General features: G+C 65.5%; 30 protein-coding genes. 24 read left to right on the plus strand and 6 right to left on the minus strand.

The window, feature by feature from the left end; translation table 11 throughout:
* Positions 1-32: 32 nt before the first annotated feature.
* From rpsH to map, 9 genes are all read left to right on the plus strand, one after another.
* Positions 33-431, plus strand: coding sequence for a 30S ribosomal protein S8 (gene rpsH, locus AC5RWU_RS05770; RefSeq protein ID WP_494030134.1), 399 nt, complete (start codon positions 33-35; stop codon positions 429-431).
* 18 nt (positions 432-449) lie between these two features.
* A complete protein-coding gene (gene rplF, locus AC5RWU_RS05775) occupies positions 450-986 on the plus strand; it encodes a 50S ribosomal protein L6 (protein ID WP_494030135.1) in 537 nt (178 codons plus the stop codon).
* Positions 987-988: 2 nt separating this feature from the next.
* On the plus strand, positions 989-1,372 hold the full coding sequence (rplR, locus tag AC5RWU_RS05780; RefSeq protein ID WP_494030136.1) for a 50S ribosomal protein L18: 384 nt from the start codon (positions 989-991) through the stop codon (positions 1,370-1,372).
* Between the two features lie 29 nt (positions 1,373-1,401).
* A complete protein-coding gene (rpsE, locus tag AC5RWU_RS05785) occupies positions 1,402-2,079 on the plus strand; it encodes a 30S ribosomal protein S5 (RefSeq protein ID WP_494030137.1) in 678 nt (225 codons plus the stop codon).
* The gene (gene rpmD, locus AC5RWU_RS05790; protein WP_494030138.1) at positions 2,079-2,282 is read left to right on the plus strand and encodes a 50S ribosomal protein L30; all 204 of its coding nucleotides are present in this window, start codon (positions 2,079-2,081) and stop codon (positions 2,280-2,282) included. Before rpsE ends, rpmD begins: the two co-directional genes overlap by 1 nt.
* Before the next feature lie 2 nt (positions 2,283-2,284).
* Positions 2,285-2,746 carry a 50S ribosomal protein L15 gene (gene rplO / locus AC5RWU_RS05795; protein WP_494030139.1) on the plus strand — a complete coding sequence of 154 codons (462 nt, stop codon included), beginning with the start codon at positions 2,285-2,287 and terminating at the stop codon, positions 2,744-2,746.
* A 258-nt stretch (positions 2,747-3,004) separates the two neighbouring features.
* Positions 3,005-4,321: a preprotein translocase subunit SecY gene (gene secY / locus AC5RWU_RS05800; RefSeq protein WP_494030140.1), complete on the plus strand. Its 1,317-nt coding sequence runs from the start codon at positions 3,005-3,007 to the stop codon at positions 4,319-4,321.
* Entirely contained in the window at positions 4,318-4,896 is a 579-nt protein-coding gene (locus tag AC5RWU_RS05805; protein WP_494030141.1) for an adenylate kinase, read from the plus strand. The genes secY and AC5RWU_RS05805 overlap by 4 nt, the downstream gene beginning before the upstream one ends.
* A 114-nt stretch (positions 4,897-5,010) precedes the next feature.
* A complete protein-coding gene (map, locus tag AC5RWU_RS05810) occupies positions 5,011-5,844 on the plus strand; it encodes a type I methionyl aminopeptidase (RefSeq protein WP_494030142.1) in 834 nt (277 codons plus the stop codon).
* Positions 5,845-5,933: 89 nt separating this feature from the next.
* On the opposite strand, the gene AC5RWU_RS05815 is transcribed toward map, so the two are convergent.
* The 3 genes from AC5RWU_RS05815 to AC5RWU_RS05825 form a co-directional block, all read right to left on the minus strand.
* Positions 5,934-7,346, minus strand: coding sequence for an ABC transporter substrate-binding protein (locus AC5RWU_RS05815; RefSeq protein ID WP_494030143.1), 1,413 nt, complete (start codon positions 7,344-7,346; stop codon positions 5,934-5,936).
* A 64-nt stretch (positions 7,347-7,410) separates the two neighbouring features.
* Positions 7,411-8,280, minus strand: coding sequence for a carbohydrate ABC transporter permease (locus tag AC5RWU_RS05820; RefSeq protein WP_494030144.1), 870 nt, complete (start codon positions 8,278-8,280; stop codon positions 7,411-7,413).
* Positions 8,277-9,296, minus strand: a complete 1,020-nt coding sequence (locus tag AC5RWU_RS05825) for a carbohydrate ABC transporter permease (protein ID WP_494030145.1) — start codon at positions 9,294-9,296, stop codon at positions 8,277-8,279. The genes AC5RWU_RS05820 and AC5RWU_RS05825 overlap by 4 nt, the downstream gene beginning before the upstream one ends.
* 198 nt (positions 9,297-9,494) lie before the next feature.
* Between AC5RWU_RS05825 and AC5RWU_RS05830 the strand changes: the two genes are divergently transcribed.
* From AC5RWU_RS05830 to glmM, 11 genes are all read left to right on the plus strand, one after another.
* Positions 9,495-10,481: a P1 family peptidase gene (locus AC5RWU_RS05830; RefSeq protein WP_494030146.1), complete on the plus strand. Its 987-nt coding sequence runs from the start codon at positions 9,495-9,497 to the stop codon at positions 10,479-10,481.
* A gap of 178 nt (positions 10,482-10,659) precedes the next feature.
* On the plus strand, positions 10,660-10,881 hold the full coding sequence (gene infA, locus AC5RWU_RS05835; protein ID WP_494030147.1) for a translation initiation factor IF-1: 222 nt from the start codon (positions 10,660-10,662) through the stop codon (positions 10,879-10,881).
* Between the two features lie 81 nt (positions 10,882-10,962).
* Positions 10,963-11,076 carry a 50S ribosomal protein L36 gene (gene rpmJ, locus AC5RWU_RS05840; RefSeq protein ID WP_012397712.1) on the plus strand — a complete coding sequence of 38 codons (114 nt, stop codon included), beginning with the start codon at positions 10,963-10,965 and terminating at the stop codon, positions 11,074-11,076.
* A 176-nt stretch (positions 11,077-11,252) separates the two neighbouring features.
* Positions 11,253-11,630, plus strand: coding sequence for a 30S ribosomal protein S13 (gene rpsM / locus AC5RWU_RS05845; protein ID WP_005267759.1), 378 nt, complete (start codon positions 11,253-11,255; stop codon positions 11,628-11,630).
* A gap of 75 nt (positions 11,631-11,705) precedes the next feature.
* Positions 11,706-12,107, plus strand: coding sequence for a 30S ribosomal protein S11 (gene rpsK / locus AC5RWU_RS05850; protein ID WP_021472435.1), 402 nt, complete (start codon positions 11,706-11,708; stop codon positions 12,105-12,107).
* Positions 12,108-12,298: 191 nt separating this feature from the next.
* Positions 12,299-13,309: a DNA-directed RNA polymerase subunit alpha gene (locus tag AC5RWU_RS05855; RefSeq protein WP_494030148.1), complete on the plus strand. Its 1,011-nt coding sequence runs from the start codon at positions 12,299-12,301 to the stop codon at positions 13,307-13,309.
* Between the two features lie 59 nt (positions 13,310-13,368).
* Complete coding sequence (gene rplQ, locus AC5RWU_RS05860) at positions 13,369-13,980, plus strand: 50S ribosomal protein L17 (RefSeq protein ID WP_494030149.1); 612 nt, start codon at positions 13,369-13,371, stop codon at positions 13,978-13,980.
* 75 nt (positions 13,981-14,055) lie between these two features.
* The gene (locus AC5RWU_RS05865) at positions 14,056-15,084 is read left to right on the plus strand and encodes a tRNA pseudouridine synthase A (protein WP_494030150.1); all 1,029 of its coding nucleotides are present in this window, start codon (positions 14,056-14,058) and stop codon (positions 15,082-15,084) included.
* A gap of 526 nt (positions 15,085-15,610) precedes the next feature.
* On the plus strand, positions 15,611-16,054 hold the full coding sequence (gene rplM / locus AC5RWU_RS05870; protein ID WP_494030151.1) for a 50S ribosomal protein L13: 444 nt from the start codon (positions 15,611-15,613) through the stop codon (positions 16,052-16,054).
* A 37-nt stretch (positions 16,055-16,091) separates the two neighbouring features.
* Entirely contained in the window at positions 16,092-16,589 is a 498-nt protein-coding gene (rpsI, locus tag AC5RWU_RS05875) for a 30S ribosomal protein S9 (protein ID WP_494030152.1), read from the plus strand.
* Between the two features lie 135 nt (positions 16,590-16,724).
* Positions 16,725-18,098, plus strand: a complete 1,374-nt coding sequence (gene glmM / locus AC5RWU_RS05880; protein ID WP_494030153.1) for a phosphoglucosamine mutase — start codon at positions 16,725-16,727, stop codon at positions 18,096-18,098.
* A gap of 82 nt (positions 18,099-18,180) precedes the next feature.
* Here the strand turns inward: glmM and mscL are convergent, their stop codons facing one another.
* The 3 genes from mscL to coaA all read right to left on the minus strand — a co-directional run bounded on the left by mscL (position 18,181) and on the right by coaA (position 20,519).
* Positions 18,181-18,528, minus strand: coding sequence for a large conductance mechanosensitive channel protein MscL (gene mscL, locus AC5RWU_RS05885; RefSeq protein ID WP_494036935.1), 348 nt, complete (start codon positions 18,526-18,528; stop codon positions 18,181-18,183).
* A 106-nt stretch (positions 18,529-18,634) separates the two neighbouring features.
* Positions 18,635-19,471 carry a M15 family metallopeptidase gene (locus AC5RWU_RS05890; protein ID WP_494030155.1) on the minus strand — a complete coding sequence of 279 codons (837 nt, stop codon included), beginning with the start codon at positions 19,469-19,471 and terminating at the stop codon, positions 18,635-18,637.
* Positions 19,472-19,562: 91 nt separating this feature from the next.
* Complete coding sequence (gene coaA, locus AC5RWU_RS05895) at positions 19,563-20,519, minus strand: type I pantothenate kinase (RefSeq protein WP_494030198.1); 957 nt, start codon at positions 20,517-20,519, stop codon at positions 19,563-19,565.
* A gap of 126 nt (positions 20,520-20,645) precedes the next feature.
* On the opposite strand from coaA, the gene glmS reads away from it, so the two are divergent.
* The 4 genes from glmS to glgX all read left to right on the plus strand — a co-directional run bounded on the left by glmS (position 20,646) and on the right by glgX (position 26,827).
* Positions 20,646-22,547 carry a glutamine--fructose-6-phosphate transaminase (isomerizing) gene (gene glmS / locus AC5RWU_RS05900; protein ID WP_494030156.1) on the plus strand — a complete coding sequence of 634 codons (1,902 nt, stop codon included), beginning with the start codon at positions 20,646-20,648 and terminating at the stop codon, positions 22,545-22,547.
* Between the two features lie 20 nt (positions 22,548-22,567).
* Positions 22,568-22,918: a holo-ACP synthase gene (locus AC5RWU_RS05905; RefSeq protein WP_494030157.1), complete on the plus strand. Its 351-nt coding sequence runs from the start codon at positions 22,568-22,570 to the stop codon at positions 22,916-22,918.
* Between the two features lie 9 nt (positions 22,919-22,927).
* Positions 22,928-24,565 carry an NAD(P)H-hydrate epimerase gene (locus tag AC5RWU_RS05910; protein ID WP_494030158.1) on the plus strand — a complete coding sequence of 546 codons (1,638 nt, stop codon included), beginning with the start codon at positions 22,928-22,930 and terminating at the stop codon, positions 24,563-24,565.
* Positions 24,566-24,631: 66 nt separating this feature from the next.
* Positions 24,632-26,827 (plus strand): glycogen debranching protein GlgX, encoded by a 2,196-nt coding sequence (glgX, locus tag AC5RWU_RS05915; protein WP_494030159.1) that lies wholly within the window; start codon positions 24,632-24,634, stop codon positions 26,825-26,827.
* The last annotated feature ends 8 nt before the right edge of the window (positions 26,828-26,835 follow it).

Raw genomic sequence — 26,835 nt, forward strand, 5'->3', positions numbered from 1 at the left:
GGAAACCGTTACGAGGAAGGGCAGAAGCCCAAATGACAATGACTGATCCTGTCGCAGACATGCTGACCCGTCTGCGCAACGCAAACTCGGCATACCACGACACCGTGTCCATGCCTTACAGCAAGCTCAAGGCCCGTGTTGCCGACATCCTGAAGGCCGAAGGCTACATTGCCGGCTGGAAGGAAGAAGAGGCCGAGGTCGGCAAGAAGCTGACCCTCGAGCTGAAGTTCGGTCCGAACCGCGAGCGATCCATCGCCGGCGTCCGCCGCATCTCCAAGCCCGGTCTGCGCGTTTACGCAAAGTCCACCAACCTGCCGCATGTGCTGGGTGGCCTGGGCATCGCAATCCTGTCCACCTCTTCCGGGCTGATGACTGATCGTCAGGCCGGCAAGAAGGGCGTGGGCGGCGAAGTCCTCGCGTACGTCTGGTAACGGGAAAGGAAGAGAATAATGTCACGTATTGGACGTCTCCCCATTCCGGTACCGGCCGGCGTCGAGGTCAAGGTCGACGGCAACGTTGTGTCCGTTAAGGGTGCCAAGGGCGAACTGAGCCACACTGTGGCCAGCCCGATCCAGGTTGCACTTGAGGACAACACCCTTGCGGTTACCCGCCCGAATGACGAGCGCGAGTCCCGTTCGCTGCACGGCCTGACCCGGACCCTGATCGCCAACATGATCACCGGTGTGACCGAAGGCTACAAGAAGAACCTCGAGATCGTCGGCACCGGTTACCGCGTGCAGGCCAAGGGCGCGGACCTCGAGTTCGCCCTGGGGTACAGCCACCCGGTCGCCGTGAAGGCTCCGGAAGGCATCACCCTGACTGTTGAGGGCCCCACCAAACTCTCCGTCTCGGGCATTGACAAGCAGCAGGTGGGCGAGGTTGCTGCCAACATCCGCAAGCTGCGCAGGCCTGATCCCTATAAGGGCAAGGGCATTCGCTACGCTGGCGAAGTTATCCGCCGCAAGGTCGGAAAGGCTGGTAAGTAATCATGGCGATCAGCATTAACAAGAAGCGCAGCTCCAAGAGCAAGCAGGCCTCCCGCGGCCGCCGCCACCTGCGCGTCCGCAAGCGCATCACCGGTACCGCGGTCCGCCCGCGCCTGGTGGTCAACCGTTCGGCCCGCCACGTCTTCGTGCAGGTCGTTGACGACAGCAAGGGCATCACCGTTGCTTCCGCCTCGACCCTCGAAGCCGATCTGCGCGCATTCGACGGCGACAAGACTGCCAAGGCCAAGCGCGTCGGCGAGCTCGTTGCAGAGCGGGCCAAGGCCGCAGGCGTGGAGGCTGTTGTCTTCGACCGCGGTGGTAACAAGTACCACGGCCGCATTGCGGCTATCGCAGACGGCGCACGTGAAGGTGGGCTGGCACTGTGAGCGAGGCAAACAACGAAAAGGAAATCCAGGTGACTGAAGCAGCAGCTGCTGAGGCAACTGAGACCACCGCAGCCGCCGGCACCGAAGGTGACCGCCGCGGCGGACGCCGGGGTGAGCGCGGCGAGCGTGGTGGCCGTGGCGAGCGCGGCGGCCGTGGTGGCCGCGACGGTGGCCGCGATGCCGAAAAGGACAAGTTCGTAGAGCGCGTTGTCACCATCAACCGCGTTGCCAAGGTCGTCAAGGGTGGTCGTCGCTTCAGCTTCACCGCCCTGGTCGTCGTCGGCGACGGCAACGGTATGGTGGGCGTGGGCTACGGCAAGGCCAAGGAAGTTCCGGCCGCCATCGCCAAGGGCGTTGAAGAGGCCAAGAAATCCTTCTTCCGCGTGCCCAAGGCCGGCACCACTGTCCCGCACATGGTCCAGGGCGAGGCTGCCGCAGGCGTTGTCCTGCTGCGTCCGGCCGCCCCGGGTACCGGTGTTATCGCCGGTGGTCCGGTCCGCGCCGTGCTCGAGTGCGTTGGCATCCACGACGTTCTGTCCAAGTCCCTCGGCTCCTCCAACGCGATCAACATTGTTCACGCAACCGTTGACGCGCTGAAGCGGCTCGAAGAGCCGGCCGCTGTTGCGGCCCGCCGCGGACTGCCGATGGACGAGGTTGTGCCCGCGACTCTGCTGCGCACCATCCAGAACCAGAAGGCAGGTGCGTAATGACTGCGTCGTTCGACAAGAACAGCCAGATCGAAATCACCCAGATCAAGTCCGTCATTGGCGGCAAGCAGAACCAGCGCGACACCCTGCGCTCGTTGGGTCTGAAGCGTATCGGCCACAGTGTGGTCCGCAGCGCGGACGACGTGACGGTCGGGATGGTCAACACTGTTTCTCACCTCGTGAAGGTTGAGGAGGCGAAGTAACCATGGCAGAACAGAACAAAGAGCACGCTCTGAAGGTCCACCACCTGCGTCCTGCGCCGGGTGCCAAGACCGAGAAGACCCGTGTGGGCCGTGGTGAAGGCTCCAAGGGCAAGACCGCAGGCCGCGGTACCAAGGGTACGAAGGCCCGCTACCAGGTGAAGCCGGGCTTCGCAGGTGGGCAGCTGCCGCTGCACATGCGCCTGCCGAAGCTGCGCGGCTTCAAGAACCCGTTCCGGGTGGAGTTCCAGGTCGTGAATCTGGAGAAGCTCTCGGAGCTGTTCCCTGAGGGCGGCGAAGTAACCGTGGAGAGCCTGGTCGAGAAGGGTGCTGTTCGCAAGAACCAGCCCGTCAAGATCCTGGGCACCGGCGACATCACCGTCAAGGTCGATGTGAAGGCCCACGCCTTCTCCACCAGCGCGGCGGAAAAGATCGCCGCAGCGGGCGGAAGCACCACTGCGCTCTAGCGACTGCGCCCAAGCAGTCGCAAGTAGCCGGAGCGGGGGATCCCGCTGCAGCTGAGCAAACCCTGGCGGGTCGGAGTAATCCGGCCCGCCAGGGCATTTTAAGGCAGCCTGACGGGCGGGAGCCCCCGCGGAGCGGGCACCAGTATGACGCCGGATCCGAACGGGGCAGCACGGTATTTATTTGTATGGCGATTGAGCCGCTAGACTCGGTAGTTGTGACTTGTCGTCAAACGGCACCAAGAACTTTCAGGAGGACGCTTGCTTAGCGCTATTGGCCGGGCATTCCGGACGCCGGACTTGCGACGCAAGCTGTTGTTCACGCTGGGAATCATCGCGATCTTCCGCCTGGGCGCGTTTATCCCGGCGCCCGGTGTTGACTACGGCAATGTGCAGCAGTGTTTGGCCTTGGGAACCACCACCGGCGGCCTGTACCAGTTCGTAAACCTGTTCAGCGGCGGCGCCCTGCTCCAGGTCTCCATTTTCGCCCTGGGCATCATGCCCTACATCACGGCGAGTATCATCGTCCAGCTGCTGCGCGTGGTCATTCCGCGCTTCCAGGAGCTGCACCAGGAAGGTCAGTCCGGCCAGTCCAAGCTGACCCAGTACACCCGGTACCTGACCATCGCACTGGGCCTGCTGAACGCCACTACATTGGTGTCCCTGGCCCGGTCCGGCGCCCTGTTCAACTTCACCTGCAACGTGCCAGTCATCCCGAATGACAACATCATCACCGTCCTGCTGATGATCCTCACGCTGACGGCCGGCACCGGACTGATCATGTGGATGGGCGAGCTGATCACCGAGAGGGGCGTGGGCAACGGCATGTCCCTGCTCATCTTCACGTCCATCGCCGCCAGCTTCCCGGGCGCCCTGGGCGCAATCCTGAACAGCCAGGGCTGGAGTGTCTTCCTGACCGTGCTGGCCATCGGCGTCGTCGTGGTGGCCCTGGTGATTTTCGTCGAGCAGTCGCAGCGCCGTATCCCGGTCCAGTACGCCAAGCGCATGGTGGGCCGCCGGACACTGGGCGGTACCAGCACGTATATCCCGATCAAGGTGAACATGGCCGGCGTCATTCCGGTCATCTTCGCCTCGTCGATGCTGTACCTGCCGGCCCTGGTCGCGCAGTTCAACACGCCGACGGATCCGAACACGCCTTTGCCCGAGTGGGTGGCCTGGATTCAGACCTACCTGGTCACCGGCGACCACCCGCTGTACATGGCCCTGTACTTCCTGATGATTGTGTTCTTCACGTATTTCTACGTAGCGATCACCTTCAATCCAGACGAGGTCTCGGACAACATGAAGAAGTACGGCGGCTTCATCCCTGGTATCCGGGCTGGCCGGCCCACGGCGGAGTACCTGCAGTACGTCCTGTCCCGGATCACGCTGCCAGGCGCCCTGTACCTGGGCATCGTGGCCCTGATTCCCTTGATTGCCCTGGTGCTCATCAACGCCAACCAGAATTTCCCGTTTGGCGGTACCTCGATCCTCATCATGGTGGGTGTGGGTCTTGAGACGGTCAAGCAGATCGATGCCCAACTCCAACAACGCCACTACGAAGGGTTACTGCGATGACGAGAATGCTCATTATCGGTCCGCCAGGATCAGGTAAGGGAACACAGGCGGCACGGATATCAGAGCGGCTTGGCGTCGTTGCGATTTCCACCGGCGATATCTTCCGCGCAAATGTAAAGGCACAGACGCCGCTTGGCATTGAAGCCAAGAAGTACATTGACGCCGGCGACTTCGTTCCGGACAGCGTCACCAACAACATGGTCCGCGACCGCCTCCAGGAAGCCGATGCAGCAGAGGGCTTCCTGCTGGACGGCTACCCCCGCACCACCGTGCAGGTGGATGAGCTGGACAGCATCCTGTCCGAGAACGAGCAGCAGCTGGACGTAGTCCTGCAGCTGACCGCCGATGACGAGGAACTGGTCCGGCGCCTGCTGGCCCGTGCCGAGCTGGACGGCCGCACGGATGACAACGAGACCGTCATCCGCCACCGGCTGGACCTCTACCACGAGCAGACGGAGACCGTCGTGGCCCGGTACGCCGAGCGCGGCATCCTCACTAAAGTTGACGGCATCGGTGCCATCGACGAGGTCACCGACCGGGTCATGGACGCCATCAAGGCCGTCACCGGTTCCTGATCCGGGTCCATAGGCTTGAAGCGAAGGCCCCTGGCTGCGGTTGAACCGCCGCCGGGGGCCTTCGGCGCTGAACCGCTAGAATTGTCGGGTTGATTCCGAAGGAAGTTGGTAAGAATGGCGTTCGGCCAGCCGCGCATCGAATACAAGACACCTGCCCAGATCCTTAAAATGCGCCAGGCCGGGCTGGTCACCAGCCGCGCCCTGGATGCGGCGGTGGCTGCCGCCGTCGTCGGTGCCACCACCCGGGACCTGGACGCTGCGTTCGCCGCAGTCTTGAAAGATGCTGGGGCGACCTCCAACTTCCTTGGCTACCACGGCTACCCGGCCACCGTCTGCACCTCGGTCAATGAACAGGTGGTCCATGGGATTCCCGGTGACTATGTGCTGCAGGAAGGCGACATCATTTCCATCGACGGCGGTGCCATCGTCGACGGCTGGCACGGCGACTCCGCACGGACCGTGATCGTGGGCACCGAGGACCCCGCGGACCGGGAACTGTCCGATGTCACAGAGAACGCCATGTGGGCCGGCATTGCCGGATTGGCTCGCGGCAAGCATGTCGGGGATATCGGCAACGCGATCGATGATTACGTCACCCAGGCCGGGGACGGGCGCTTCGGCATCCTGGAAGACTATGTGGGCCACGGCATCGGCTCGGCGATGCATCAGGCCCCGGATGTGCTCAACTACCGCACCAAGCACCGCGGCCCGAAGATCCGGCCCGGCATGTGCCTGGCCATCGAACCTATGCTGGTGCGCGGCGGCATCGAAACAGCGGTACTGGATGATGACTGGACCGTGGTAACCGTGGACGGTGCGCGCTCCTGCCAGTGGGAACACACCGTGGCCGTGCACGACGGCGGTATCTGGGTCCTCACGGCTGAAGACGGGGGTGCCGCACGGCTGGCGCCGCTGGGCGTGACGCCCGTACCGCTGGACAGCAAATAGGCGTCGGCCCGGTGCGGGACCCCGCAGCCCTCATGGAATGGCCCCCGGAAACCCAAAGGTACCGGGGGCCATCCCATTTTGGACGGGACCTAGGCCAGCTTGGGTTCCACGTCGCTGGTGTAGATGCCTTCTAGGACCGTCTTCAGGTCCGTCAGGGACTGCTTGACGTCAGCCTGCTGCGTCATGATGGCAGCCGCCGTCTTGGCCATCTCCTGGTCGGCGCCCGGCAGGAAGGCACGGGCATAGTCCTGGGTGCGGGTGACGTCCAGCTGGTCCAGGGCCACCTGGATCTGCGGAGTCTCTGCCAGCACCTGGGCCATATCCGAGGACTTGCGCACCGGCATGTAACCGGTGGCGCGGGAGAAGGCAGCGGTGTTCTCCGGCTCCGTCATGAACTTCAGGAAGGTCGCAGCGGCCAGCTGCTGTTCCTTCGTGGTGTTCTTCGGAATGCCCAGGCCGGCACCGCCCGTGGGGCAGACCTCACTGCCGGGGGCAGCACCGCCGGGCAGGAAGCCCACTCCGACCTCGAACGGCGCGGATTCCAGGACGCCCACCAGTGAGCCGGTGGATTCCAGTGTGGCGCTGACAGCCCCGGAGACCATGTCATCGGTGGCGCTCTTGGCGGACACGCCGGCCCACTGGTCCTTGTAGATGGTGTCCTGGAGCCACTGCATGGCCTCCACATTCTCCGCCCGGTCGGTGGTGATGTTCCATTCGTCGGACCATGCTCCGCCGTTGCCCCACAGGAGATTCTGCAAGGTCCAGCCAGCGTAGCCGGCCAGGTCCGGATTCTGGTACACATTCTGGATCCCGGAATTGGCGGCCTTGATCCGAGGGGCCCATTCGGACATCTCAGCCCACGTTTCCGGGGCACGGTCGGGCAGGCCCGCGGCGCGGAAATGCTCCTTGTTGTAGTAGAACAGCGGAGTCGAGCGGGCATAGGGAATGGCCCACTGTTCGCCGTCGTACTGATAATCAGCAAGGAGCTGATCGCGGTAGTCGCCGGCCTCGAATTCAAGGTGTTCCATGAGCGGGCCGAGGGGAATGATCGAACCGTTGAGGAAGTAGCGGAACCACCAGACGTCGGAGAAGATCACGATGTTGGGCAGCTCCCCGCCCGTCTGCGCGGTCTGGAACTTCTGGGCGACCTCTTCATAGTTGGCGCCCGCCGTCACCAGGTTGACCTTGATGTCGGACTGCGCGGCGTGGAATTTCGCGATGAGTTCCTTCTCCACGTCCTGGGACTTGCCAGGGTGGTTTGACCAGAAGGTGATCTCGCTGGCGGGCGTCACGCCGGTGAAGTCGAGGTTGACGTCCGCTGCCGCCGCGGTGCCGGCGTCGCTGGTGGACGGACCGCCGCACGCGGCCAGGGCCAGCGCTCCGGCGCCAAGGCCTGCAAGGGAGAGGAACCGGCGCCGGTCGACGGACGAGCGGAGCAGTGGAGCGGGGGTCAGCAGCCCTGAGTCCCCGCGGGTGTACCGGCGATTGAACGTGGGTGTCATGGTTTGCCTTTCTGGCGGGAGTGATGGATGTGAGCGGGAAGGAAGTCTTTCCGGCGGCCGTTCGTCAGCCGGTGACGGAGCCTTGGGTGAGGCCGGCGACGATGTGCCGCTGCAGGGCGGCGAAGATGACCAGGACCGGAACGATCACCAGCACAGCTCCGGCCATGAGCACGCCCCAGCTGCCGGCATTGCCCTCGGAGTTCTGGAGCAGCGTCAAGCCGACGGGCAGGGTCATGAAGTCAGGATTGTCCACTACGATCAGCGGCCAGATGTAGTCGTTCCATTCGCTGACGATCGTCACCAGCGCAACCGTGGCAATGCTCGGACCGGAGACCGGCACGACGATCCGCCACAGCCGTCGCCAGTGCCCGGCGCCGTCGATTTCGGCCGCTTCGAGGATGGAAGGGGGCAGCGACATGAAGTGCTGGCGGAGAAGAAAGGTGCCGAAGGCGGTCCCCAGTCCGGGAACGATGATTCCCCAGTACGTGTTGAGTCCGCCCAGGCTCGAGACCAGCACATAGTTCGGCAGGATGGCCACCTGCGGCGGAACCATCAGCGCGACCAGGATCAGCACGAAGATCAGCCGTTTGAAGGGAAAGCGGACGAATACCAGGGCGTAGGCGGTCATCAGGGCCAGCAGCACTTTGAGCGTGGAGCCAATCGCTGTCACCAGCAGGCTGTTGAGGAAGAACCTGCCGAAAGGAACGGTGGTCATTGCTTCCGCGTAGTTGTCCAGTGTCGGCCGCTGGGGAAGCAGCGTCAGGTCCGTGGTTACGATCTCCGACGGGGCCTTGAAGGAGGACAGGACCATCCAAAGCAGCGGCAGGAACACCACCAGCGTCGCGGCCAGCAGTGGAAGATAGCCGGTGAGGACGGCCTGAACGAGGGTGTGCCGGGACAACGGGCGTCGGGAGGTCTGCGCGGCGACAGTCACGAGTAATGGACCTTCCGCTCGACGAAGCGCAGCTGGATGACGGTCATGGCCAGCAGCAGGACAAACAGGATCACGGAAATGGCGGCCGAGTACCCCGCCCGGTTATAGGCTCCGAAGGCCTGCAGGTAGGCCTCATACACCAGCGTCCGAGTGCCGGTGCCCAGCGGTGTCATAACCCGGATCAGGTCGAAAGCCTGCAGCGAGCTGAGGATCGAGGTGATCAGCAGGAAGAAGGTAGTGGGGGACAGCAGCGGCAGGGTGACGTGCCGGAACCTGCGCAGACCGTTTGCTCCATCAAGCGAGGCCGCTTCCATGACGTCCCTGGGCAGGGACTGCAGGCCGGCCAGATAGACCACGGCGCAGTAGCCCAAGTGCTTCCAGACATAGACGATGATGACCATGGACAGTGCCAGCCCGGGCTCATGGAACCACGCCGGGCTTGACTGCCCCAGCCCGCGCAGGATCCAGGACAGGGCGCCATAGACCGGATCGAAGATGAACAGCCAGACCAGGCCCACGCCCACACCCGAGAGGACGTAGGGGGAGAAGACCGCCGCCCGTGCGAAGGTCCGCCCCCTGACTTTCTGATTCAGGGCCAGTGCGATCAGCAGGCCCAGCACCATCGCGCCGCCCACGGTGGCGAGCGTGAAGACCGCGGTGGTGCCCAGGACGGTTGCGGCATCGGGCGAGGTGAAGAACCGGATGTAGTTGTCCAGACCGACTACGGTGGCCGTGCTGGAGCCCAGGGTCCAGTTCAGGGTGGAGTACTGGATGTTCGCCAGCAGGGGGCGGTAGGTAAAGGCTGCGATCAGGACCAGGTTGGGCAGTGCCAAGGCCAGGAAGACGAAGAAGTCCCGGCGCGTGCGGCCGCTGAAACGGCGGCGCCGTCCAGGACGGCGTGCGGCGGGCGGCGCGGCAGCCGCACCCGCCGGCGGCGCTGTCGCAGCCGGGGCGGGGGCAACTGCGGTGCCCTGTGTACTGGTGGCGCGGGGCTCATTGAGATCGAGCCGGTTCATAACGGGATACCTCTGACAAAGGAAGGGTGTCCCCGGACCTTCGAAGCGCGGGCGGGGTGGCGGCAAATTCCGTCCTTACTTCACCACAGCGGCAACCCCCGCCCGGACGGAATCGGTATTTTCCGCACAGAGTTCCCGAAGGCTTCACCGGTCATTCATCGATCGCCTCAGGAACGTCGCTTTGGCAGGATGAAACCCATGACAGCTATCACAGACGTCCCCGGCATTCGGGTTGGCCATGCGCAGCGGACAGGGGAAGGCTGGCTCACCGGCGTTACCGTGGTCCTGCCGCCGCCGGGCACCATCGGCTCCGTCACGGTCGGCGGCGGTGCTCCGGCGACCCATGAAACGGACGCGCTGCAGCCCGGTACCCTGGTGTCCACGGTCGACGCCGTTGTCCTCACCGGCGGCAGCGCCTACGGGCTGGCGGCCGCGCACGGCGCCCAGCGCTGGTGCGAGGAACACGGCCGGGGATTCCCCGTCGGTTCCGGCTCGACGCAGGGCGAGCCGGCCGGCGTCGTACCGATCGTGCCGGCGGCCGCGATCTTCGACCTGGGCAGGGGAGGGGACTTCCAGGCCCGCCCGGATGCGGCAATGGGCTATGCCGCCGCAGCCGCGGCCGCGGGCAGCGGTGCCGGGAACGACGTCGGTACGTCGGGGCTGCGCGGGAATGTCGGCGCAGGGACGGGAGCGGCGGTGCTCCAGGGGCGGTACAAGGGCGGTGTCGGTACGGCCTCGCTCGCACTGGATGAGGACGGCGGCTGCCGGATTATGGTGGGCGCCCTCGCCGTGGTCAATGCCGCGGGCGGGCCGGCCGGTGCCGCCGCGCCGCCCGGGGATCAGGGCGGAACCGGCGGCGGGACACCCAACACGACCCTCGCCGTCGTCGCCACCAATGCAGTCCTGGATGCCGGGGAAGCCAAGCGGACGGCGTCGGCCGCGCATGCGGGCCTGGCCCGTGCCTTGGTGCCAAGCCACACCCTGGTGGACGGTGACGTCGTCTTCGCACTGGCCACCGGTGAACTCGCGCTGCCGCAGGGCGGTCCGGGCGGACGCACCGGTGCCTTGGCCCGGCTGCAGACCCTGGCGGCGGAGGCGGTCCGCCTGGCCATTCTCGATGGGGTCAGGTCCGCGGCGGCAGTTGCCACCCCGGCGGTAACGCTGCCTGCATACCCGCTCGGCTAATTTCACTTAAGCCACGCGTTAACGTAAAGTTGATTGTTGGTTGTCTGTGCTCTGCGGACCTGTGTGCCAACAAATTTGTCAGCAGACACGTCCGTTCAGCGTTCTGAACCGGCACAGGCAAGCGTAACCCACGAATCTGTACTCCGTCCCGCGGAGGACAAAAAAGTTAGCGGAGGATATGGCCAAGAAAGACGGGGTCATCGAGATCGAAGGCACTGTAACCGAGGCTCTGCCCAACGCGATGTTCCGCGTTGAGTTGACCAACGGTCACATGGTGCTTGCCCACATCTCAGGAAAGATGCGTCAGCACTACATTCGGATCCTTCCTGAGGACCGGGTGGTGGTCGAACTGAGCCCTTACGACCTCACCAGGGGCCGTATCGTCTACCGCTACAAGTAAAGACTTGCTCCGGCCGCGGCGCCATGCCGCGGCAGGCCCAGGTAGTTACACAGCTAACACTGCAAACCGCAAAGGAAAACCATGAAGGTCCAGCCGAGCGTCAAGCAGATCTGCGATAAGTGCAAGGTGATCCGCCGTAATGGGCGGGTCATGGTGATCTGCGAAAACCCGCGCCACAAGCAGCGCCAGGGCTAGTCTCCCCTCGGGGAACTACCCACGTTGTAGTAAATCAATAAAGGCAGTGCAGCAGCCGGTCCGCAAGGGCAGGCTGCACACCCCCGGTACGGAGGCCGGGGACCCGGAAGCCTAAGCGGCCGCCGGGGACGCACTGCTTCAGACCTCCGGTATTACCAAAGAGGAGAACCGCCAATATGGCTCGTCTCGCCGGCGTAGACATTCCCCGCGAAAAGCGGGTAATCATCGCCCTTACTTACATCTACGGCGTGGGTAAGACCCGTGCAGAGCAGACTATCGCCGAGACCGGTATCAACCCGGACACTCGCGTGAAGGACCTCACCGACGCTGAGCTCGTGCAGCTGCGTGACTACATTGAGGGCAACTACAAGGTTGAAGGTGACCTCCGCCGTGAGGTGGCAGCCGACATCCGCCGCAAGGTCGAAATCGGCAGCTACGAAGGCCTCCGCCACCGCCGTGGCCTGCCCGTTCGCGGCCAGCGCACCAAGACCAACGCGCGTACCCGCAAGGGCCCGAAGCGCACCGTCGCCGGTAAGAAGAAGGCCGGCCGCTAGTCCCTGGGACCGGGTTCCCCTGGTCCCGTTGGGTCTAAGCCCGGCAGTTACCAATCAACTTTGTAGGAGAAATACATGCCCCCGAAGACTCGTGGAGCGGTCCGTAAGCCGCGTCGCAAGGATAAGAAGAATATCGCGCTTGGACAGGCGCACATCAAGAGCACCTTCAACAACACCATCGTGTCCATCACGGACCCGACTGGTGCAGTCATCTCCTGGGCATCCGCCGGTGAGGTTGGCTTCAAGGGCTCCCGCAAGTCCACTCCGTTCGCAGCCCAGATGGCTGCCGAGGCCGCTGCCAAGCGCGCCCAGGAGCACGGACTGCGCAAGGTAGACGTTTTCGTCAAGGGTCCGGGTTCCGGACGTGAGACGGCGATCCGTTCGCTGCAGGCCGCCGGCCTCGAGGTTGGCTCCATCCAGGATGTCACCCCCAGCGCCCACAACGGTTGCCGTCCCCCGAAGCGCCGTCGCGTCTAATTGGCTGCTCGAACCTCCGGCTGCCTTGGACCCTCCGATCGGGGAGAGGCCAAGGCAGCCGGACCGTTCATATGGTTGGCCAATAAGCCGTTAGCTGTCCACCGCCACCGGGTCAGACCCGACAACGGTGGACACCGTTTCCACCAATCGTGTTGCGTCATATAGCGGATGCTCGCTGAAAGGAAATATCAGTGCTTATTGCACAGCGCCCCACCCTTACCGAAGAGGTAGTTAGCGATAACCGCTCCCGGTTCGTCATCGAGCCGCTGGAGCCGGGCTTCGGCTACACCCTGGGCAACTCGCTTCGCCGGACCCTGCTGTCCTCCATTCCCGGTGCCGCGGTCACCAGCATCCGGATCGACGGCGTGCTGCACGAGTTCACCACGGTTCCGGGCGTGAAGGAAGATGTCACCGAGATCATCCTGAACATCAAGAACCTGGCTGTCTCGTCCGAGCACGACGAGCCGGTCGTCGCCTACCTGCGCAAGCAGGGACCCGGCGACGTTACCGCCGCGGACATCGCTCCGCCGGCCGGTGTGGAATTCCACAACCCGGACCTGCACATCGCCACGCTCAACTCGAAGGGCAAGTTCGAACTCGAGCTGACCATCGAGCGCGGCCGCGGCTATGTTTCCGCGGCCCAGAACAAGTCCGGCGACCAGGAGATCGGCCGTATCCCGGTCGACTCCATCTACTCGCCGGTGCTGAAGGTAACCTTCCGCGTGGAGGCTACCCGCGTCGAGCAGCGCACCGACTTCGACAAGCTGATCGTCGACGTCGAAACCAAGGATTCCATCGCACCGCGCGATGCCGTCGCCTCTGCCGGTACCACCCTGGTTGAACTGTTCGGTCTGGCCCGCGAACTGAACACCGCCGCGGAAGGCATCGAGATCGGCCCGTCCCCGACGGACGCCGCACTGGCTGCCGACATGGCACTGCCGATCGAGGATCTCGAACTGACCGTGCGGTCCTACAACTGCCTCAAGCGTGAGGGCATCCACTCCGTGGGTGAACTCGTTGCCCGCTCCGAGGCTGACCTGATGGACATCCGCAACTTCGGTGCGAAGTCCATCGATGAGGTCAAGGCGAAGCTGGTCGAACTTGGTCTGTCCCTGAAGGATTCCCCTCCAGGATTCGACCTTGCAGCACGCGCCGCAGCCATCGAAGAGGACGAAGCCGCTTACAGCGACGACGAGCTCTAAAACGTCACCTTCCGCTCCTGCCATGACGCACGGAGCGGTCCACTTGAGGAGAAACAACCATGCCTACGCCCACTAAGGGTCCGCGCCTCGGAGGCGGTCCGGCCCACGAGCGCCTGATGCTCGCCAACCTGGCCGCTTCGCTCTTCGAGCACAAGCGCATCACCACCACCGAAACCAAGGCCAAGCGCCTGCGCCCGTACGCCGAGCGCCTGATCACCTTCGCCAAGCGCGGGGATCTGGCCTCGCGCCGCCGGGTGCTCGGTGTCATCAGCAACAAGGGCATTGTCCATGAGCTGTTCACCGACATCGCCTCCGCGATGGAGAACCGCGCCGGCGGCTACACCCGCATCACCAAGATCGGCCCCCGCAAGGGCGACAACGCGCCGATGGCCGTGATCGAACTGGTCCTGGAACCGGTTTCCCCGAAGCAGGCCGTTGTGGCCGAGGCTACCGCCGCTGCCCAGCAGGACGCTGCGAAGGCTGCTCCGGCTGCCGAGGCCGAAGCCGAGGCTGCGCAGGCTCCGGCTGCCGAGTCCGCCGAGGAAGCTCCGGTGCAGGAAGCGGCCGCTGCCGACACTGAGGCTGCCCAGGCTGCCGACGAGCAGGCTGCCGAGGCTGCGACCGAGGCTGCTGACCAGGCCAAGGAGACCCACAAGGACGGACTGGCCTAGCCTGCCGTTCGGCCCGGTGGTTGAGCCGAGCCTTCCGGTGGTTGAGCCTGTCGAAACCCCGGTAGCATAATCGCTATGCACTCACGGAAGCCCGCCATCCCCGCACAGGGAGGCGGGCTTCCGCCGTCTCCGGAGACGGCACCCTCTCCGGCGACAGGGACCGAACCCGTGCGGATCCGGCTGGATCTTTCCTATGACGGTGCCCGCTTCGCCGGCTGGGCGGTCCAGCCCGGCCTGCCCACCGTCCAAGGGGTCCTCGAAGAAGCCCTCGCCACGCTGATCCGCAGGCAGGTACGCCTGACGGTGGCCGGCCGTACGGATGCCGGCGTCCATGCACGCGGACAGGTGGTCCACTTCGACCTGGCGGCGGGGGAGTGGGAAGCGCTGAGCCGTGGACGGGACCTGCCGCCGTTGGAAGCGCTGCAGCGGCGGCTGCGCGGGGTGCTGCGCAATGTCCTCAGCCGGAGCCTGCAACCCGCCCGGCAGGGCGCCACCTCCGACCCGGCGGTCGTCGGCGCCGTCGAAGTCCACCGCGCCGCGGTGGCGCCGGCGGGATTCGACGCGCGATTCTCGGCGCTCTGGCGGCGCTACAGCTACCGGATCGCGGACGCACCCGCCCAGTGGGATCCGCTGCTGCGAAACATCACGCTGTGGCACAAGGAGCCCTTGGACGTGGAGCGCATGAATGCGGCCGCCCCGGCACTGCTGGGCATGCAGGACTTCCTTGCATTCTGCAAGCCGCGTGCCGGTGCCACTACCGTGCGCGAGCTGCAGCGGTTCGAGTTTGTCCGGCGTGCTGACGGCATCATCGAAGCCACGGTCCAGGCGGATGCCTTCTGCCACAATATGGTGCGGGCCCTGATTGGTGCCTCGCTGCTCGTGGGCGGCGGTATGCACGGACCGGATTGGCTGCGCGAGCGGATGCTGGCCCGGACGCGGGACTCGAAGTCCAAGCTGGCGCCGGCGCATCCGCTGGTCCTGGAGGAAGTCCGTTACCCGGACGACGCCGGCCTGCTGCTGCGCGCGGAGCAGACCCGGGCACGACGGGAGGCCCTGCCTGAAGCGGACGCCGGGTCCGGCAGCGGGGACGAGGACGAGGAGTGACTTAAATAGTTGATCGCCGGGCCCGTGGACTGGACCGCGACGATCGAACTACTGGCTGTTCTCCCCCAAGAGCAGCCGGGATGGTGGCCTCAAGCTGTGGAGCCGCTGGTCAAGTTCGGCGGTCCCTCCGGTTCCCCCCAACCGACGGTGCCGGTCGAACCGGCCAGGCCGCTGAACTTCACTAAGACAACTGTGGCACCGGCCACACGCTGCCTCAAGCCATCGCGCTACCCGTTTTGGCCACCCCTTGAAACAAGTAGCGAAGCGGCATTGTTAACTATCGGCATCAACGACTGGTTTTGACCTGCCAGCCTTATCCGCGCTAGTCTAGGTAGTCGTTGTGCGTGTCCTACCTCGATACGTCTGTGTCCCCGTGATGGTTCAGTTGCAGAGCCGCCTGGTCCGGGGAAACGGCCGAGACTTCTGGACCACTGGTTACATTTCAGCCCTCACCTGGAGTTCCGGTAGCGCACTGATAACCGGCGTGACCTGTAGCGCCAACAAAGAACAAGAAAAGGCAAAAACCGTGCGTACGTACACCCCGAAGCCCGGCGACATTAACCGCCAGTGGCACGTCATTGACGCCACAGACGTAGTCCTGGGTCGTCTTGCCAGCCAGACCGCAACACTGCTGCGCGGAAAGCACAAGCCGACCTTTGCTCCCCACATGGACATGGGCGATTTCGTCATCATCATCAACGCCGACAAGGTGGCCCTGACCGGCGCTAAGCTTGAGCAGAAGCGCGCCTACCGCCACTCCGGTTACCCAGGCGGCCTCAAGTCCGCCAGCTACGCAGAGCTGCTGGAGAAGAACCCGGTCCGCGCGGTCGAGAAGGCCATCAAGGGCATGCTCCCGAAGAACTCCCTGGCTGCCCAGCAGCTGTCCAAGCTGAAGGTCTACGCGGGCGCAGAGCACCCGCACGCTGCCCAGCAGCCGAAGACCTTCGAAATCACCCAGGTCGCCCAGTAGTCCTGGCCACCAACAGAAAACGTATTCAAGGAGAATCGTGGCTCAGAACACTGAAGAGCTGAATGACAACACCGAGGGGCTGACCAGCTACACCTCGGAGACCCCGGAGTCCGCTCCGACCGTCGTCAAGGAACGGCCCGCCCTGACGGTGCCCGGCTCCGCCGTTGGCCGCCGCAAGCAGGCGATCGCCCGCGTGCGCGTTGTCCCCGGCACCGGCAACTGGACGATCAACGGCCGCGAACTGGCCAACTACTTCCCGAACAAGCTGCACCAGCAGGAAGTCAACGAGCCCTTCAAGATTCTTGAACTTGAAGGTGCCTACGACGTGATCGCCCGCATCGTCGGCGGGGGCCCGTCCGGCCAGGCCGGCGCCCTTCGCCTGGGCGTCGCCCGCGCGCTGAACGAGATCGACCGGGACAACAACCGTCCCGCCCTGAAGAAGGCCGGCTTCCTGACCCGTGACGCCCGCGTCATCGAGCGTAAGAAGGCCGGTCTGAAGAAGGCACGCAAGGCGCCTCAGTACTCCAAGCGCTGATTCGATTCCTCGAATCACCGTTGCCTTGGGACCCGTCTGGAACACCATTTCGGTGGGCCGGACGGGTCCTTTGTTTAACCTGCTGCTCCGGCCCGCGGTCGGGGCAGCTGTTTTCGTCACTTAGGATGTATGCCGATGACTAGATTGTTTGGGACCGATGGCGTCCGAGGACTTGCAAATGGATTGATCACGGCGGAGCTGTCGCTCCAGCTCGCCCAGGCGGCCGCCGTGGTCCTGGGCCACCGGCAGGTGGCCGAGGGCGTGCGCCCCAGAGCGGTGATCGCCCGGGATCCGCGCATCAGCGGTGAATTCATCGGCGCCGCTGTCAGCGCCGGGCTCGCCAGCTGCGGTGTCGATGTGTACGACGCCGGCGTGCTGCCGACACCTGCGGCCGCCTACCTGGTGGGGGACCTCGATGCGGATTTCGGCGTAATGATCTCCGCGTCCCACAATCCTGCACCGGACAACGGCATCAAGTTCCTGGCGCGCGGCGGGCAGAAGCTGGACGACGCGCTGGAAGACGCGATCGAGGCGGAGATGGCGGAGCCGAGCCCACGGCCCACCGGCGGCGATGTGGGACGGATCCAGCGTTTCGCGGACGCCGAGGACCGTTACATCGTGCATTTGCTGCAGACCCTGCCCCACCGCCTTGACGGTCTCCGGATCGTCCTCGACTGTGCGCACGGCGCAGCCAGCGGCTGCTCGCCCCAGGTGTTCGCGGACGCTGGCGCGGAGGTGATCGTCATGGGAGCCAATCCGGACGGCCTCAACATCAACGACGGCGTCGGTTCAACGCACCTGGATCAGCTGCAGACGGCCGTCGTCGAGCACGGCGCGGACCTGGGCATTGCGCACGACGGCGACGCCGACCGCTGCCTGGCGGTCGACCATGAGGGAAATATCGTCGATGGGGACCAGATCATGGCGATCATGGCCTTGGCCATGGCCTCCGCCGGCAAGCTGAAGGACAACGTGCTGGTGGCTACGGTCATGAGCAATCTTGGGCTCAAACTGGCGCTGAAGGACGCGGGCATCAGCATCCTCGAAACCGGTGTGGGGGACCGCTACGTCCTGGAAGCCATGCGCGCGGCGGACTACAGCCTGGGCGGCGAGCAATCCGGCCACGTGATTTTCTCCGACTACGCCACGACCGGCGACGGAGTGCTGACCGGCCTGCAGCTGGCTGCGCAGGTAGCGAAGGCGGGCCGCCCGCTGGCTGAACTGGCTGCCGTCATGACCAAGCTTCCGCAGGTCCTCATCAACGTCAGGGACGTGGACAAGGCCAGCGCCGGGATCAATGCGGCAGTGCAGGACGCCGTTGAACAGGCCAAAGCCACGCTCGGGGAAAACGGACGCGTGCTGCTGCGGCCTTCCGGCACCGAGCCGCTGGTCCGGGTGATGGTGGAGGCAACAGACATGTCCATTGCCCGCGCCATCGCCGAACAACTGGCGGAAACGGTGCGGGTCCAGCTGGCCCTGGTACCGGAGCTGGAGCAGGAATCCGCCTGAGCGGACTGCCCGAGGCATACCCAGAAGAGCGGCCCGTCCCGGAATGACCGGGGGCGGGCCGCTTTTTCGGTAGGGCGTGGGGTCATTGCTGCCGCGCGCGCAGAGCGTCGCGGATCTCGGTCAGCAGGACGGTCTGTTCGTTGGCCTCTTCGGCTGCTTCTTCCTCTGGCCTCTTGAAGCGCTCCATCAGGTGCTTCATCGGCAGGACCAGGGCGAAATAGACGGCGAGGGCAATCAGGAGGAAGTTCAGGACAGCCTGGAGCACCGATCCGATGGAGAACTCCGCCCCGTTGAGGGTGAAGTTGCCGACGGAGGAGATATCCGGCTGCCCGAAGATGGCGGCGACCAGCGGCATGATGATGCCATCGACCAGCGCCGTGACGACTGCGGTGAACGCAGTACCCATGACCACCGCGATGGCCAGATCCATGACGTTGCCTCGGAGGATGAACTCTTTGAATCCACTTAGCATGGGAGCAGACTACAGCGGTACATATGCATTTGCAGCGATTTTTCCGCCGGGTATTCGTTGACTTTCAGCGATAACCAGGTGCCGCCGGCAGACCGAAATACTCCTCGAGGGTGTGAAATCCGCGGTTCTGCATGTCCGTGGCAACCTCGACGCCGACATACCGCAAGTGCCACGGCTCGGCGTAGAAGCCGGTGATGCCGTGGAAGCCGAGCTGATACCGGACGATGAACCCGAAACGGTGGGCATTGGCTGCGGCCCACTGCCCGGCAGGCTGCTCCGCGAAGCAGGGCAGCAGGGTGCACGCGCCGTCCGCCTGGGCAAGATCCAGGGCAAGGCCCGTCTGGTGTTCGGAGAAACCGGGCCGGGCCGACGCGGTATCCGCATCCGCCATGTTTCCGCCGTTCTGTTCCACCCAGTGGGCGTAGGTGCCTGCCTGGTAAGTGTAGGAGCGAAAGGCACTGGCCACGACCAGTTGCACGCCGTCCGCGGCGGCCGCGGTGAACATGCTTTCGACGGCGGCGGCCACCTGGGCGCGCAGCGCGCTGCTGCCGGGGGCGGTGCTCGGCACGTTGGGAACGACGAGGTCGGCCGGCTCGTAGTCGATCGGGTCCAGTGCGCGGGTTTTGTTCACGACGACGTCGATGGCGTTCGGGTCCGAGTGTCGGTCCGTGGCCCCTCCGAGGGCGTCGGCCGAAGGCGCATTGGCCGAGGGGACGCTGGCCGAGGGGACGCCGGCCGGCGGAATGCCGGTGAGCGGAGCAGTCGCGGGAGCAACGGGCAGGGCTGGAGCGGACGGCGAGGGGCTGGCCTGAGACGGTGCGGACAACGTGGACGCAGCAATGCCGGCCGGAACCGGCTGATCCGACGGGGCCGAGCAGCCGGCCATTAGCAGAGCGGACACCGCAAGGAAAGCTGTGGCACCCAGCCGGGCTGCCGCCGTCGTAAGTCCGGTTCTTGTTCTGTCCCCCAACAGATCCCCCAATGTCTTGATGTCAGGTCTTCCGCAGCAGCATCCGGCGGATGGTGTGGTCCGCGTCCTTGGTGAGCACCAGCTGGGCGCGGCCGCGGGTGGGCAGGACGTTCTCTTTGAGGTTCGGCTCGTTGATCCGGCGCCAGATATCAAGGGCCGTCATCCGTGCCTCCTCGTCCGTCAGGTCCGCATACCGGTGGAAATAAGATTCCGGCTGCGCGAACGCGGAGTAGCGCAGGGACTGGAACCGCTGTACGTACCATTCTTCAATGTAGGCGGTCTTGGCGTCCACATAAATGGAGAAGTCGAAAAAGTCGCTCAGCGCCAGCCCCGACCTCCCATCCGCACGCGGCCGGGCGGGAGCCAGTACATTCAGGCCCTCGACGATCAACACGTCGGGATGGCGGACCACTACCTCCTCGCCCGGGAGGATGTCGTAGGTCAGGTGCGAATAGCGCGGCGCCCGGACCTCCTGGGCCCCGCTCTTGACTTCGCTGACAAAGCGGAGGAGGCGGCGCCGGTCGTAGGACTCCGGGAAGCCTTTGCGCTGCAGCAGGCCGCGGCGCTCCAGCTCCGCGTTGGGGAAGAGGAAACCATCCGTGGTTATCAGTTCCACATTGGGCGTGTCCGGCCAGCGGCGCAGCATTTCGCGCAGCACGCGGGCAATGGTTGATTTGCCGACGGCCACGGAGCCGGCCACGCCGATGACAAAGGGGGTGCGTCTGGTTTCCTCGCGCAGGAACGTGGTGGTCGCGGCGTGCAGCTCGCCTGCAGCGGCAACGTACAGATTCAGGAGCCGGGAGAGCGGCAGGTAGACCTCGCGGACTTCGTTCAGGTCCAGCGGGTCCCCCAGGCCCCGGAGCCGCAGAAGGTCCTCTTCATTGAGGGGGTTTTCGATTTCGGCCGCAAGCCGTGACCAAGTCTGCCGGTCCAGCTCGACGAACGGTGTGAAATTGCTCTCACCACCGTTGGGCAGCAGGGTCCTGGAGCTTGGTTCAGTCACCTAAGGAATTCTGCCTTCTGGGGACCACAATCCCAAACGTGACGCCCGCGTGCGTAGCGTGTACTGACGTTGTTCCCGGCTGCAGCCGGTACCCTTGAGCCTATGTGTGGAATCGTAGGTTATGTGGGCCGCCGGAACGGCTCTGCTGGTGTTGTGTCCGGCAGCGGCGCTGCTGCGCTGGACGGGCATGGTGCCCTGGATGTGGTGCTGGAGGGGCTGCGGCGGCTGGAGTACCGCGGGTATGACTCGGCCGGGGTCGCGCTGGTGACCGGTGCCGGTGTCCAGTCGCGGAAGAAGTCCGGGAAGCTGGTGAACCTGGTGGCGGCGCTGGAGGCGGATCCGCTGCCGGCGGCGGTGACCGGGATCGGGCATACCCGCTGGGCCACGCACGGGGGTCCGACGGATGAGAACGCGCATCCGCATCTGGCCGACGGTGACCGGCTGGCCGTGATCCACAACGGCATTATTGAAAACTTCGCCGAGCTGAAGGCCGAGCTGCTTCAGGCCGGCACGGTGTTCCGTTCGGAGACGGACACCGAGGTCGCCGCGGCGCTGCTGGGCAGCATCTACCGGGACACGAAGGATCTGGCCGTGGCGATGCAGCTGGCGTGCCGGCGGCTGGAGGGCGCGTTCACGCTTTTGGCGGTGCACGCGGACCATCCGGAGACGGTGGTGGCCGCGCGGCGGAACTCGCCGCTGGTGGTGGGCCTGGGCGAGGGCGAGAATTTTTTGGGTTCGGATGTGTCCGGGTTCATCGATTTCACCCGCCGGGCGGTGGAGCTGGGCCAGGACCAGATCGTGACCATCACCCCCGACGCGGTGGAGATCACCGACTTCTTCGGCGAACCCGCCCAGGGCAGGGAGTTCGAGGTGTCCTGGGACGCGGCGGCGGCGGAGAAGGGCGGCTACCCGTCCTTCATGGAGAAGGAAATCAACGACCAGCCCGAGGCGGTGGGCAACACCCTGCTGGGCCGGACCGACGCGGCCGGGAACCTGGTGCTGGACGAGCTGCGGATCGACGAGTCGATCCTGCGCTCGATCGACAAGATCATCGTGCTCGCCTGCGGCACCAGCGCCTATGCCGGGCAGGTGGCCAAGTACGCGATCGAGCACTGGTGCCGGATCCCCACCGAGGTGGAGCTCTCGCACGAGTTCCGCTACCGGGACCCGATCGTGAACGAGAAGACCCTGGTGGTGGCGATCTCCCAGTCCGGGGAGACCATGGACACCCTGATGGCTGTGCGCTACGCCCGCGAGCAGGGCGCGAAGGTCGTGGCGATCTGCAACACCAACGGCTCGACCATTCCGCGCGAGTCCGACGCGGTGCTCTACACCCACGCGGGCCCGGAGATCGCGGTGGCCTCGACCAAGGCGTTTTTGGCGCAGATCACCGCCGCGTACCTTTTGGGCCTGTACCTGGCGCAGCTGCGCGGCAACAAGTACCGCGACGAGATCGCCGACGTGCTGGCCGACCTGGCCGAAACCCCGGCGAAGATCCAGCAGGTCCTGGACAAGTCCGAGAACGTCAAGGAACTGGCCCGGGCGATGGCCGGGGCCAAATCCGTGCTGTTCCTGGGCCGGCACGTCGGCTTCCCGGTCGCGATGGAGGGCGCGCTGAAGCTCAAGGAGCTGGCCTACATCCACGCCGAGGGCTTTGCCGCCGGCGAGCTCAAGCACGGGCCGATCGCGCTGATCGAGGAGGGCCAGCCGGTCTTCGTCGTCGTCCCGTCCCCGCGCGGCCGCGACAGCCTGCACGCGAAGGTCGTCTCCAACATCCAGGAGATCCGCGCCCGCGGCGCGCAGACCATCGTGATCGCCGAGGAAGGCGACACGGCGGTGGCCGCCTGGGCCAGCCACGTCTTCTACATCCCGCAGACCCCGACCCTGCTCGCCCCGCTGCTGGCGACCGTGCCGCTGCAGATCTTCGCCTGCGAACTGGCCACCGCCAAGGGCTACGACGTCGACCAGCCCCGCAACCTCGCCAAATCCGTCACCGTCGAATAACCGGCGGTGAAAGGACTGCGATGATCGTCGGAATTGGCGTGGACGTCGTCGATGTGCCGCGGTTCCGGCGCCAGCTCGAGCGCACGCCCGGCCTTCGCGACCGCTTGTTCACCCCGGCCGAGCGCGGGCTGGGCACGCGGTCGCTGGCCGCGCGCTTTGCCGCCAAAGAGGCCATCGCCAAGGCCCTCGGGGCGCCGGTCGGCATGAACTGGCAGGACTGCTGCATCTGCGTCGACGCCGGCGGGGATCCGTACCCCGAGCTGACCGGCACGGTCGCGGCCGCAGCCGAGGCCAAGGGAGTGGCCTATTGGCACCTGTCCATGAGCCACGACGGCGACCTGGCCACGGCGATGGTGGTGGCCGAACGCTAGACTCGGTCCATGATCAGCGCCTATACGGGAACCCAGGTACGAGCGGCTGAAGCGCCGCTGCTGGAAGCCGGTATGGGCGCTGCCCTCATGCAGCGGGCAGCTTACGGCCTGTACCAGGCTGTGGCAGCCGGCCTGCGGCAGCGGCGCGGCAAAGTCTATGGCTCGCGGGTGGTGGTGTTGGCCGGCAGCGGAAACAACGGGGGAGACGCGCTGTACGCGGGCGCCTTGCTGGCCCGTCGGGGAGCACGTACGACGGCCATCCTCACCTCTCCGGGGCCGGACGGCTCCGCGCGGGCCCACCCGGGTGCCCTCGCCGCGTTCCGGCGGACCGGCGGCCGGGAACACCTCCTTGCAGCCGCCAACGCGGGCGGGCTGGCCCTGCTCTGTGCGGAGGCCGACGTCGTTATTGATGGCATCCTGGGCACCGGTGCATCCGGGGGCTTGCGGGAACCGGCGGCCACCCTGGTCCGGACCCTGGACAGTGCGCGGGACAAGGCACTGGACAGTGCGCGGCAGGACCATCCGCTGGTGGTGGCCTGCGATCTGCCCAGTGGCGTGGACGCGGATTCCGGCCGGACCGCCGGACCGGTACTGCGTGCCGATCTCACCGTGACCTTCGGCGCGGCCAAAACAGGAGTGCTGGCCGATCCCGGAGCGGCGGCTGCAGGACGGGTCCAGACCGTGGACATCGGACTGGGACAGTGCGGAACGCCGACGGTCCACCGGCTGGAAGCACCGGACCTCGCCCGGCTGTGGCCGGTTCCGCGGCATGCGGACCACAAGTACAGCCGCGGGGTCGTCGGCATCGTCGCCGGGTCGGCCAAGTATCCCGGCGCCGCCTTGCTGGCGGTAGAGGCGGCTGCGGCGGCGGGAACCGGCATGATCCGCTACCTGGGACCCGAAGAGGTGGCCCGTCTGGTCCTGATCCGGACACCAGAGGCAGTGTGCAGCCAGGCCTCCGTTGCCGCCTCCAGGGTCCAGGCCTGGCTGATCGGTCCCGGCGCCGTGGGCGACGACGGCCAACTGGACCGCATGCGGGACGCCCTGGACAGCGGCCTGCCGATGGTGGCGGATGCCGGTGCCTTCGCCGCGCTGCCGGACGCCCCGCGATTGGCGCCGCACCACATCCTCACCCCGCACGCCGGGGAACTGGCCGCCCTATTGTCCCGGCTGGCCAACGGCGGGCGGCACCATCTGGAGGACGAACCGGGCGAGGCGATCGAACGTGCCGACATCGAGGCCGCGCCGCTGTATTGGGTGCGGGAGACGGCCCGCCGAACGGGGGCGACCATCCTGCTCAAAGGCCCCGTGACCTTGGTGGCTTCTCCGGCCGGGGCCGTTTTCAGCCAGCAGGACGGCACGCCCTGGATGGCCACCGCCGGCAGCGGCGATGTGCTGGCGGGAATCCTCGGCGCACTGACTGCGGCTGCGGACCGGATCGGTTCCGCGGATCCGGCCGATCAAGGCCTTTTTCATCGCGACGACCGTTGGGCAGTTCTGGCGGCCATGGCTGCTGCGGTCCACGGGCGCGCCGGCGTCCTGGCAGGCGGAGGCGGCCCGCTCAGCGCGGTGAGTCTCCTGCGGCACGTGCCCGCCGCCGTCGCGCAACTCTGCAATATGACGGGGGCAACGGGCCATAGTCAGTAACCTTGTAGTCTGTACGGTACCCGCCCTGTCCACGATCTTACGTTTCACCGAGTCCAGGAAGTGAATATGGAAGTTTGGCCCGGTAATCCCTACCCGCTGGGGGCGACCTACGACGGCAATGGCACGAATTTCGCCATTTTCAGCGAGGTAGCCGAAGCGGTGACCCTCTGTCTTTTTGACGACGACGGACACGAATCCCAGGTTCAGCTGAAAGCCGTCGACGGCTATGTCTGGCACTGCTACCTTCCCCAGGTGCTGCCGGGACAGAAGTACGGCTACCGGATCGACGGGCCTTACGACCCGTCCCAGGGCCACCGCTGCAACCGGAACAAGCTGCTGCTGGATCCGTACGCCAAGGCCGTCAGCGGGGAGATCGACTGGGATCCGTCGTTGTTCTCCTACAACCTCGGCGAACCGGACTCCTTCAATGAGGCTGATTCCGCCCCGCACATGATGATGGGCGTGGTCATCAATCCGTTCTTCGACTGGCAGGGGGACAACCTGCCGCGTACTCCGCTGTACCGGACCGTGATCTACGAGGCCCACGTCAAGGGCCTGACCGCGCTGCACCCGGAAGTCCCGGACGAGCAGCGCGGAACCTATGCCGGCGTCGCCCATCCGGGGGTCATCGAGCACCTGCAGAAGCTCGGGGTGACGGCGATCGAACTGATGCCGGTGCACCAGTTCGTCCAGGACAACACGCTGCTGGAGAAGGGCCTGTCCAACTACTGGGGCTACAACAGCATCGGCTTCTTCGCACCCCAGAACTCCTACAGCGCCACCGGCGACACGGGGCAGCAGGTGCAGGAGTTCAAGGCCATGGTCAGGACGCTGCATGCCGCCGGCATCGAAGTCATCCTGGATGTGGTCTACAACCACACGGCCGAGGGAAACCATCTGGGCCCGACCCTGTCCTTCCGCGGGATCGACAACCAGGCCTATTACCGCCTGGTCGAGGATGACAAGCAGTACTACATGGACTACACGGGTACCGGGAACTCGATCAACGTCCGCAGTCCGCACTCCATGCAGCTGATGATGGATTCGCTGCGCTACTGGGTCACCGAAATGCACGTGGACGGCTTCCGCTTCGACCTGGCCTCCACCCTGGCCCGGGAGTTCTACGATGTGGACAAGCTGTCCACCTTCTTTGAACTGATCCAGCAGGATCCGGTGGTCTCGCAGGTCAAGCTGATCGCCGAGCCGTGGGACGTCGGTCCGGGCGGCTACCAGGTGGGCAACTTCCCGCCGCTGTGGGCAGAATGGAACGGCAAGTACCGGGACACGGTCCGGGATTTCTGGCGGGGCGAGCCGTCCACGCTGGGTGAGTTCGCCTCCCGGCTGACCGGGTCGGCGGATCTGTACGAGCATTCCGGCCGGCGTCCGTTCGCGTCGATCAACTTTGTCACGGCCCATGACGGCTTCACGCTGCGGGATCTGGTGTCCTACAACGAGAAGCACAACGAGGCCAACGGCGAGGACAACAACGACGGTGAATCCCACAACCGTTCCTGGAACTGCGGCGAGGAAGGCCCGTCGGCAGACCCGACGGTCCTGGGGCTGCGGGCCCGGCAGCAGCGCAACTTCATTGCCACCCTGATGCTCTCCCAGGGCGTGCCGATGCTGCTGCACGGCGACGAGATGGGGCGCACCCAGCAGGGCAACAACAACACCTACTGCCAGGACTCGGAGCTGACCTGGGTGCACTGGGATGAGGCCGACCAACCGCTGGTGGAGTTCACCGCGGCCGTGTGCAAGCTCCGCTCCGAGCACCCGACCTTCCGGCGCAGCGGCTTCTTCAACGGCCGCCCGGTCCGCCGCGGGGAAGGCGAACGGCTGCCGGACATCGTCTGGCTGAACCTGGACGGGTCGGTCATGCTGCCCGAGGACTGGGATGCGGAGCTGGCCCGGGCGATCGGCGTGTTCTACAACGGCGACGGCATCCGCGGCGTGGACAGCCGCGGCCGGCCGATCACCGACGTGAACTTCCTGCTCTACTTCAACTCCAACAACGAGGACGTCACATTCGTGCTGCCGCCGCAGGAGTATGCCGACCAGTGGGAGCACATGATCGACACCGCCGGGGAGCGGGCAGACAGCGAGATCCTCAAAGCCGACGGCCGGATCACGGTCAGTGCCAAGTCCCTGGTGGTGCTGCGGGCCTACAGCGAGCCGGAGGAGGAACCGGACCACTCCGTGGCGGCGTCCCTGGCGGCACTGGCAAAGACACCGCATGACAAGGTTGTGCAGGAAACCAAGTAGCCGGCATC

The organism is Arthrobacter sp. B0427-1-12, from assembly GCF_059092905.1.

Coding starts and splice junctions, on each gene's coding strand:
- rpsH (WP_494030134.1), top strand. CDS start 33: ATGACAATGACTGATCCTGTCGCAGACATGCTGACCCGTCTGCGCAAC.
- rplF (WP_494030135.1), top strand. CDS start 450: ATGTCACGTATTGGACGTCTCCCCATTCCGGTACCGGCCGGCGTCGAG.
- rplR (WP_494030136.1), top strand. CDS start 989: ATGGCGATCAGCATTAACAAGAAGCGCAGCTCCAAGAGCAAGCAGGCC.
- rpmD (WP_494030138.1), top strand. CDS start 2,079: ATGACTGCGTCGTTCGACAAGAACAGCCAGATCGAAATCACCCAGATC.
- rplO (WP_494030139.1), top strand. CDS start 2,285: ATGGCAGAACAGAACAAAGAGCACGCTCTGAAGGTCCACCACCTGCGT.
- AC5RWU_RS05805 (WP_494030141.1), top strand. CDS start 4,318: ATGACGAGAATGCTCATTATCGGTCCGCCAGGATCAGGTAAGGGAACA.
- map (WP_494030142.1), top strand. CDS start 5,011: ATGGCGTTCGGCCAGCCGCGCATCGAATACAAGACACCTGCCCAGATC.
- AC5RWU_RS05815 (WP_494030143.1), bottom strand. CDS start 7,346: ATGACACCCACGTTCAATCGCCGGTACACCCGCGGGGACTCAGGGCTG.
- AC5RWU_RS05825 (WP_494030145.1), bottom strand. CDS start 9,296: ATGAACCGGCTCGATCTCAATGAGCCCCGCGCCACCAGTACACAGGGC.
- AC5RWU_RS05830 (WP_494030146.1), top strand. CDS start 9,495: ATGACAGCTATCACAGACGTCCCCGGCATTCGGGTTGGCCATGCGCAG.
- infA (WP_494030147.1), top strand. CDS start 10,660: ATGGCCAAGAAAGACGGGGTCATCGAGATCGAAGGCACTGTAACCGAG.
- rpmJ (WP_012397712.1), top strand. CDS start 10,963: ATGAAGGTCCAGCCGAGCGTCAAGCAGATCTGCGATAAGTGCAAGGTG.
- rpsM (WP_005267759.1), top strand. CDS start 11,253: ATGGCTCGTCTCGCCGGCGTAGACATTCCCCGCGAAAAGCGGGTAATC.
- rpsK (WP_021472435.1), top strand. CDS start 11,706: ATGCCCCCGAAGACTCGTGGAGCGGTCCGTAAGCCGCGTCGCAAGGAT.
- rplQ (WP_494030149.1), top strand. CDS start 13,369: ATGCCTACGCCCACTAAGGGTCCGCGCCTCGGAGGCGGTCCGGCCCAC.
- AC5RWU_RS05865 (WP_494030150.1), top strand. CDS start 14,056: ATGCACTCACGGAAGCCCGCCATCCCCGCACAGGGAGGCGGGCTTCCG.
- glmM (WP_494030153.1), top strand. CDS start 16,725: ATGACTAGATTGTTTGGGACCGATGGCGTCCGAGGACTTGCAAATGGA.
- mscL (WP_494036935.1), bottom strand. CDS start 18,528: ATGGATCTGGCCATCGCGGTGGTCATGGGTACTGCGTTCACCGCAGTC.
- glmS (WP_494030156.1), top strand. CDS start 20,646: ATGTGTGGAATCGTAGGTTATGTGGGCCGCCGGAACGGCTCTGCTGGT.
- AC5RWU_RS05905 (WP_494030157.1), top strand. CDS start 22,568: ATGATCGTCGGAATTGGCGTGGACGTCGTCGATGTGCCGCGGTTCCGG.
- AC5RWU_RS05910 (WP_494030158.1), top strand. CDS start 22,928: ATGATCAGCGCCTATACGGGAACCCAGGTACGAGCGGCTGAAGCGCCG.
- glgX (WP_494030159.1), top strand. CDS start 24,632: ATGGAAGTTTGGCCCGGTAATCCCTACCCGCTGGGGGCGACCTACGAC.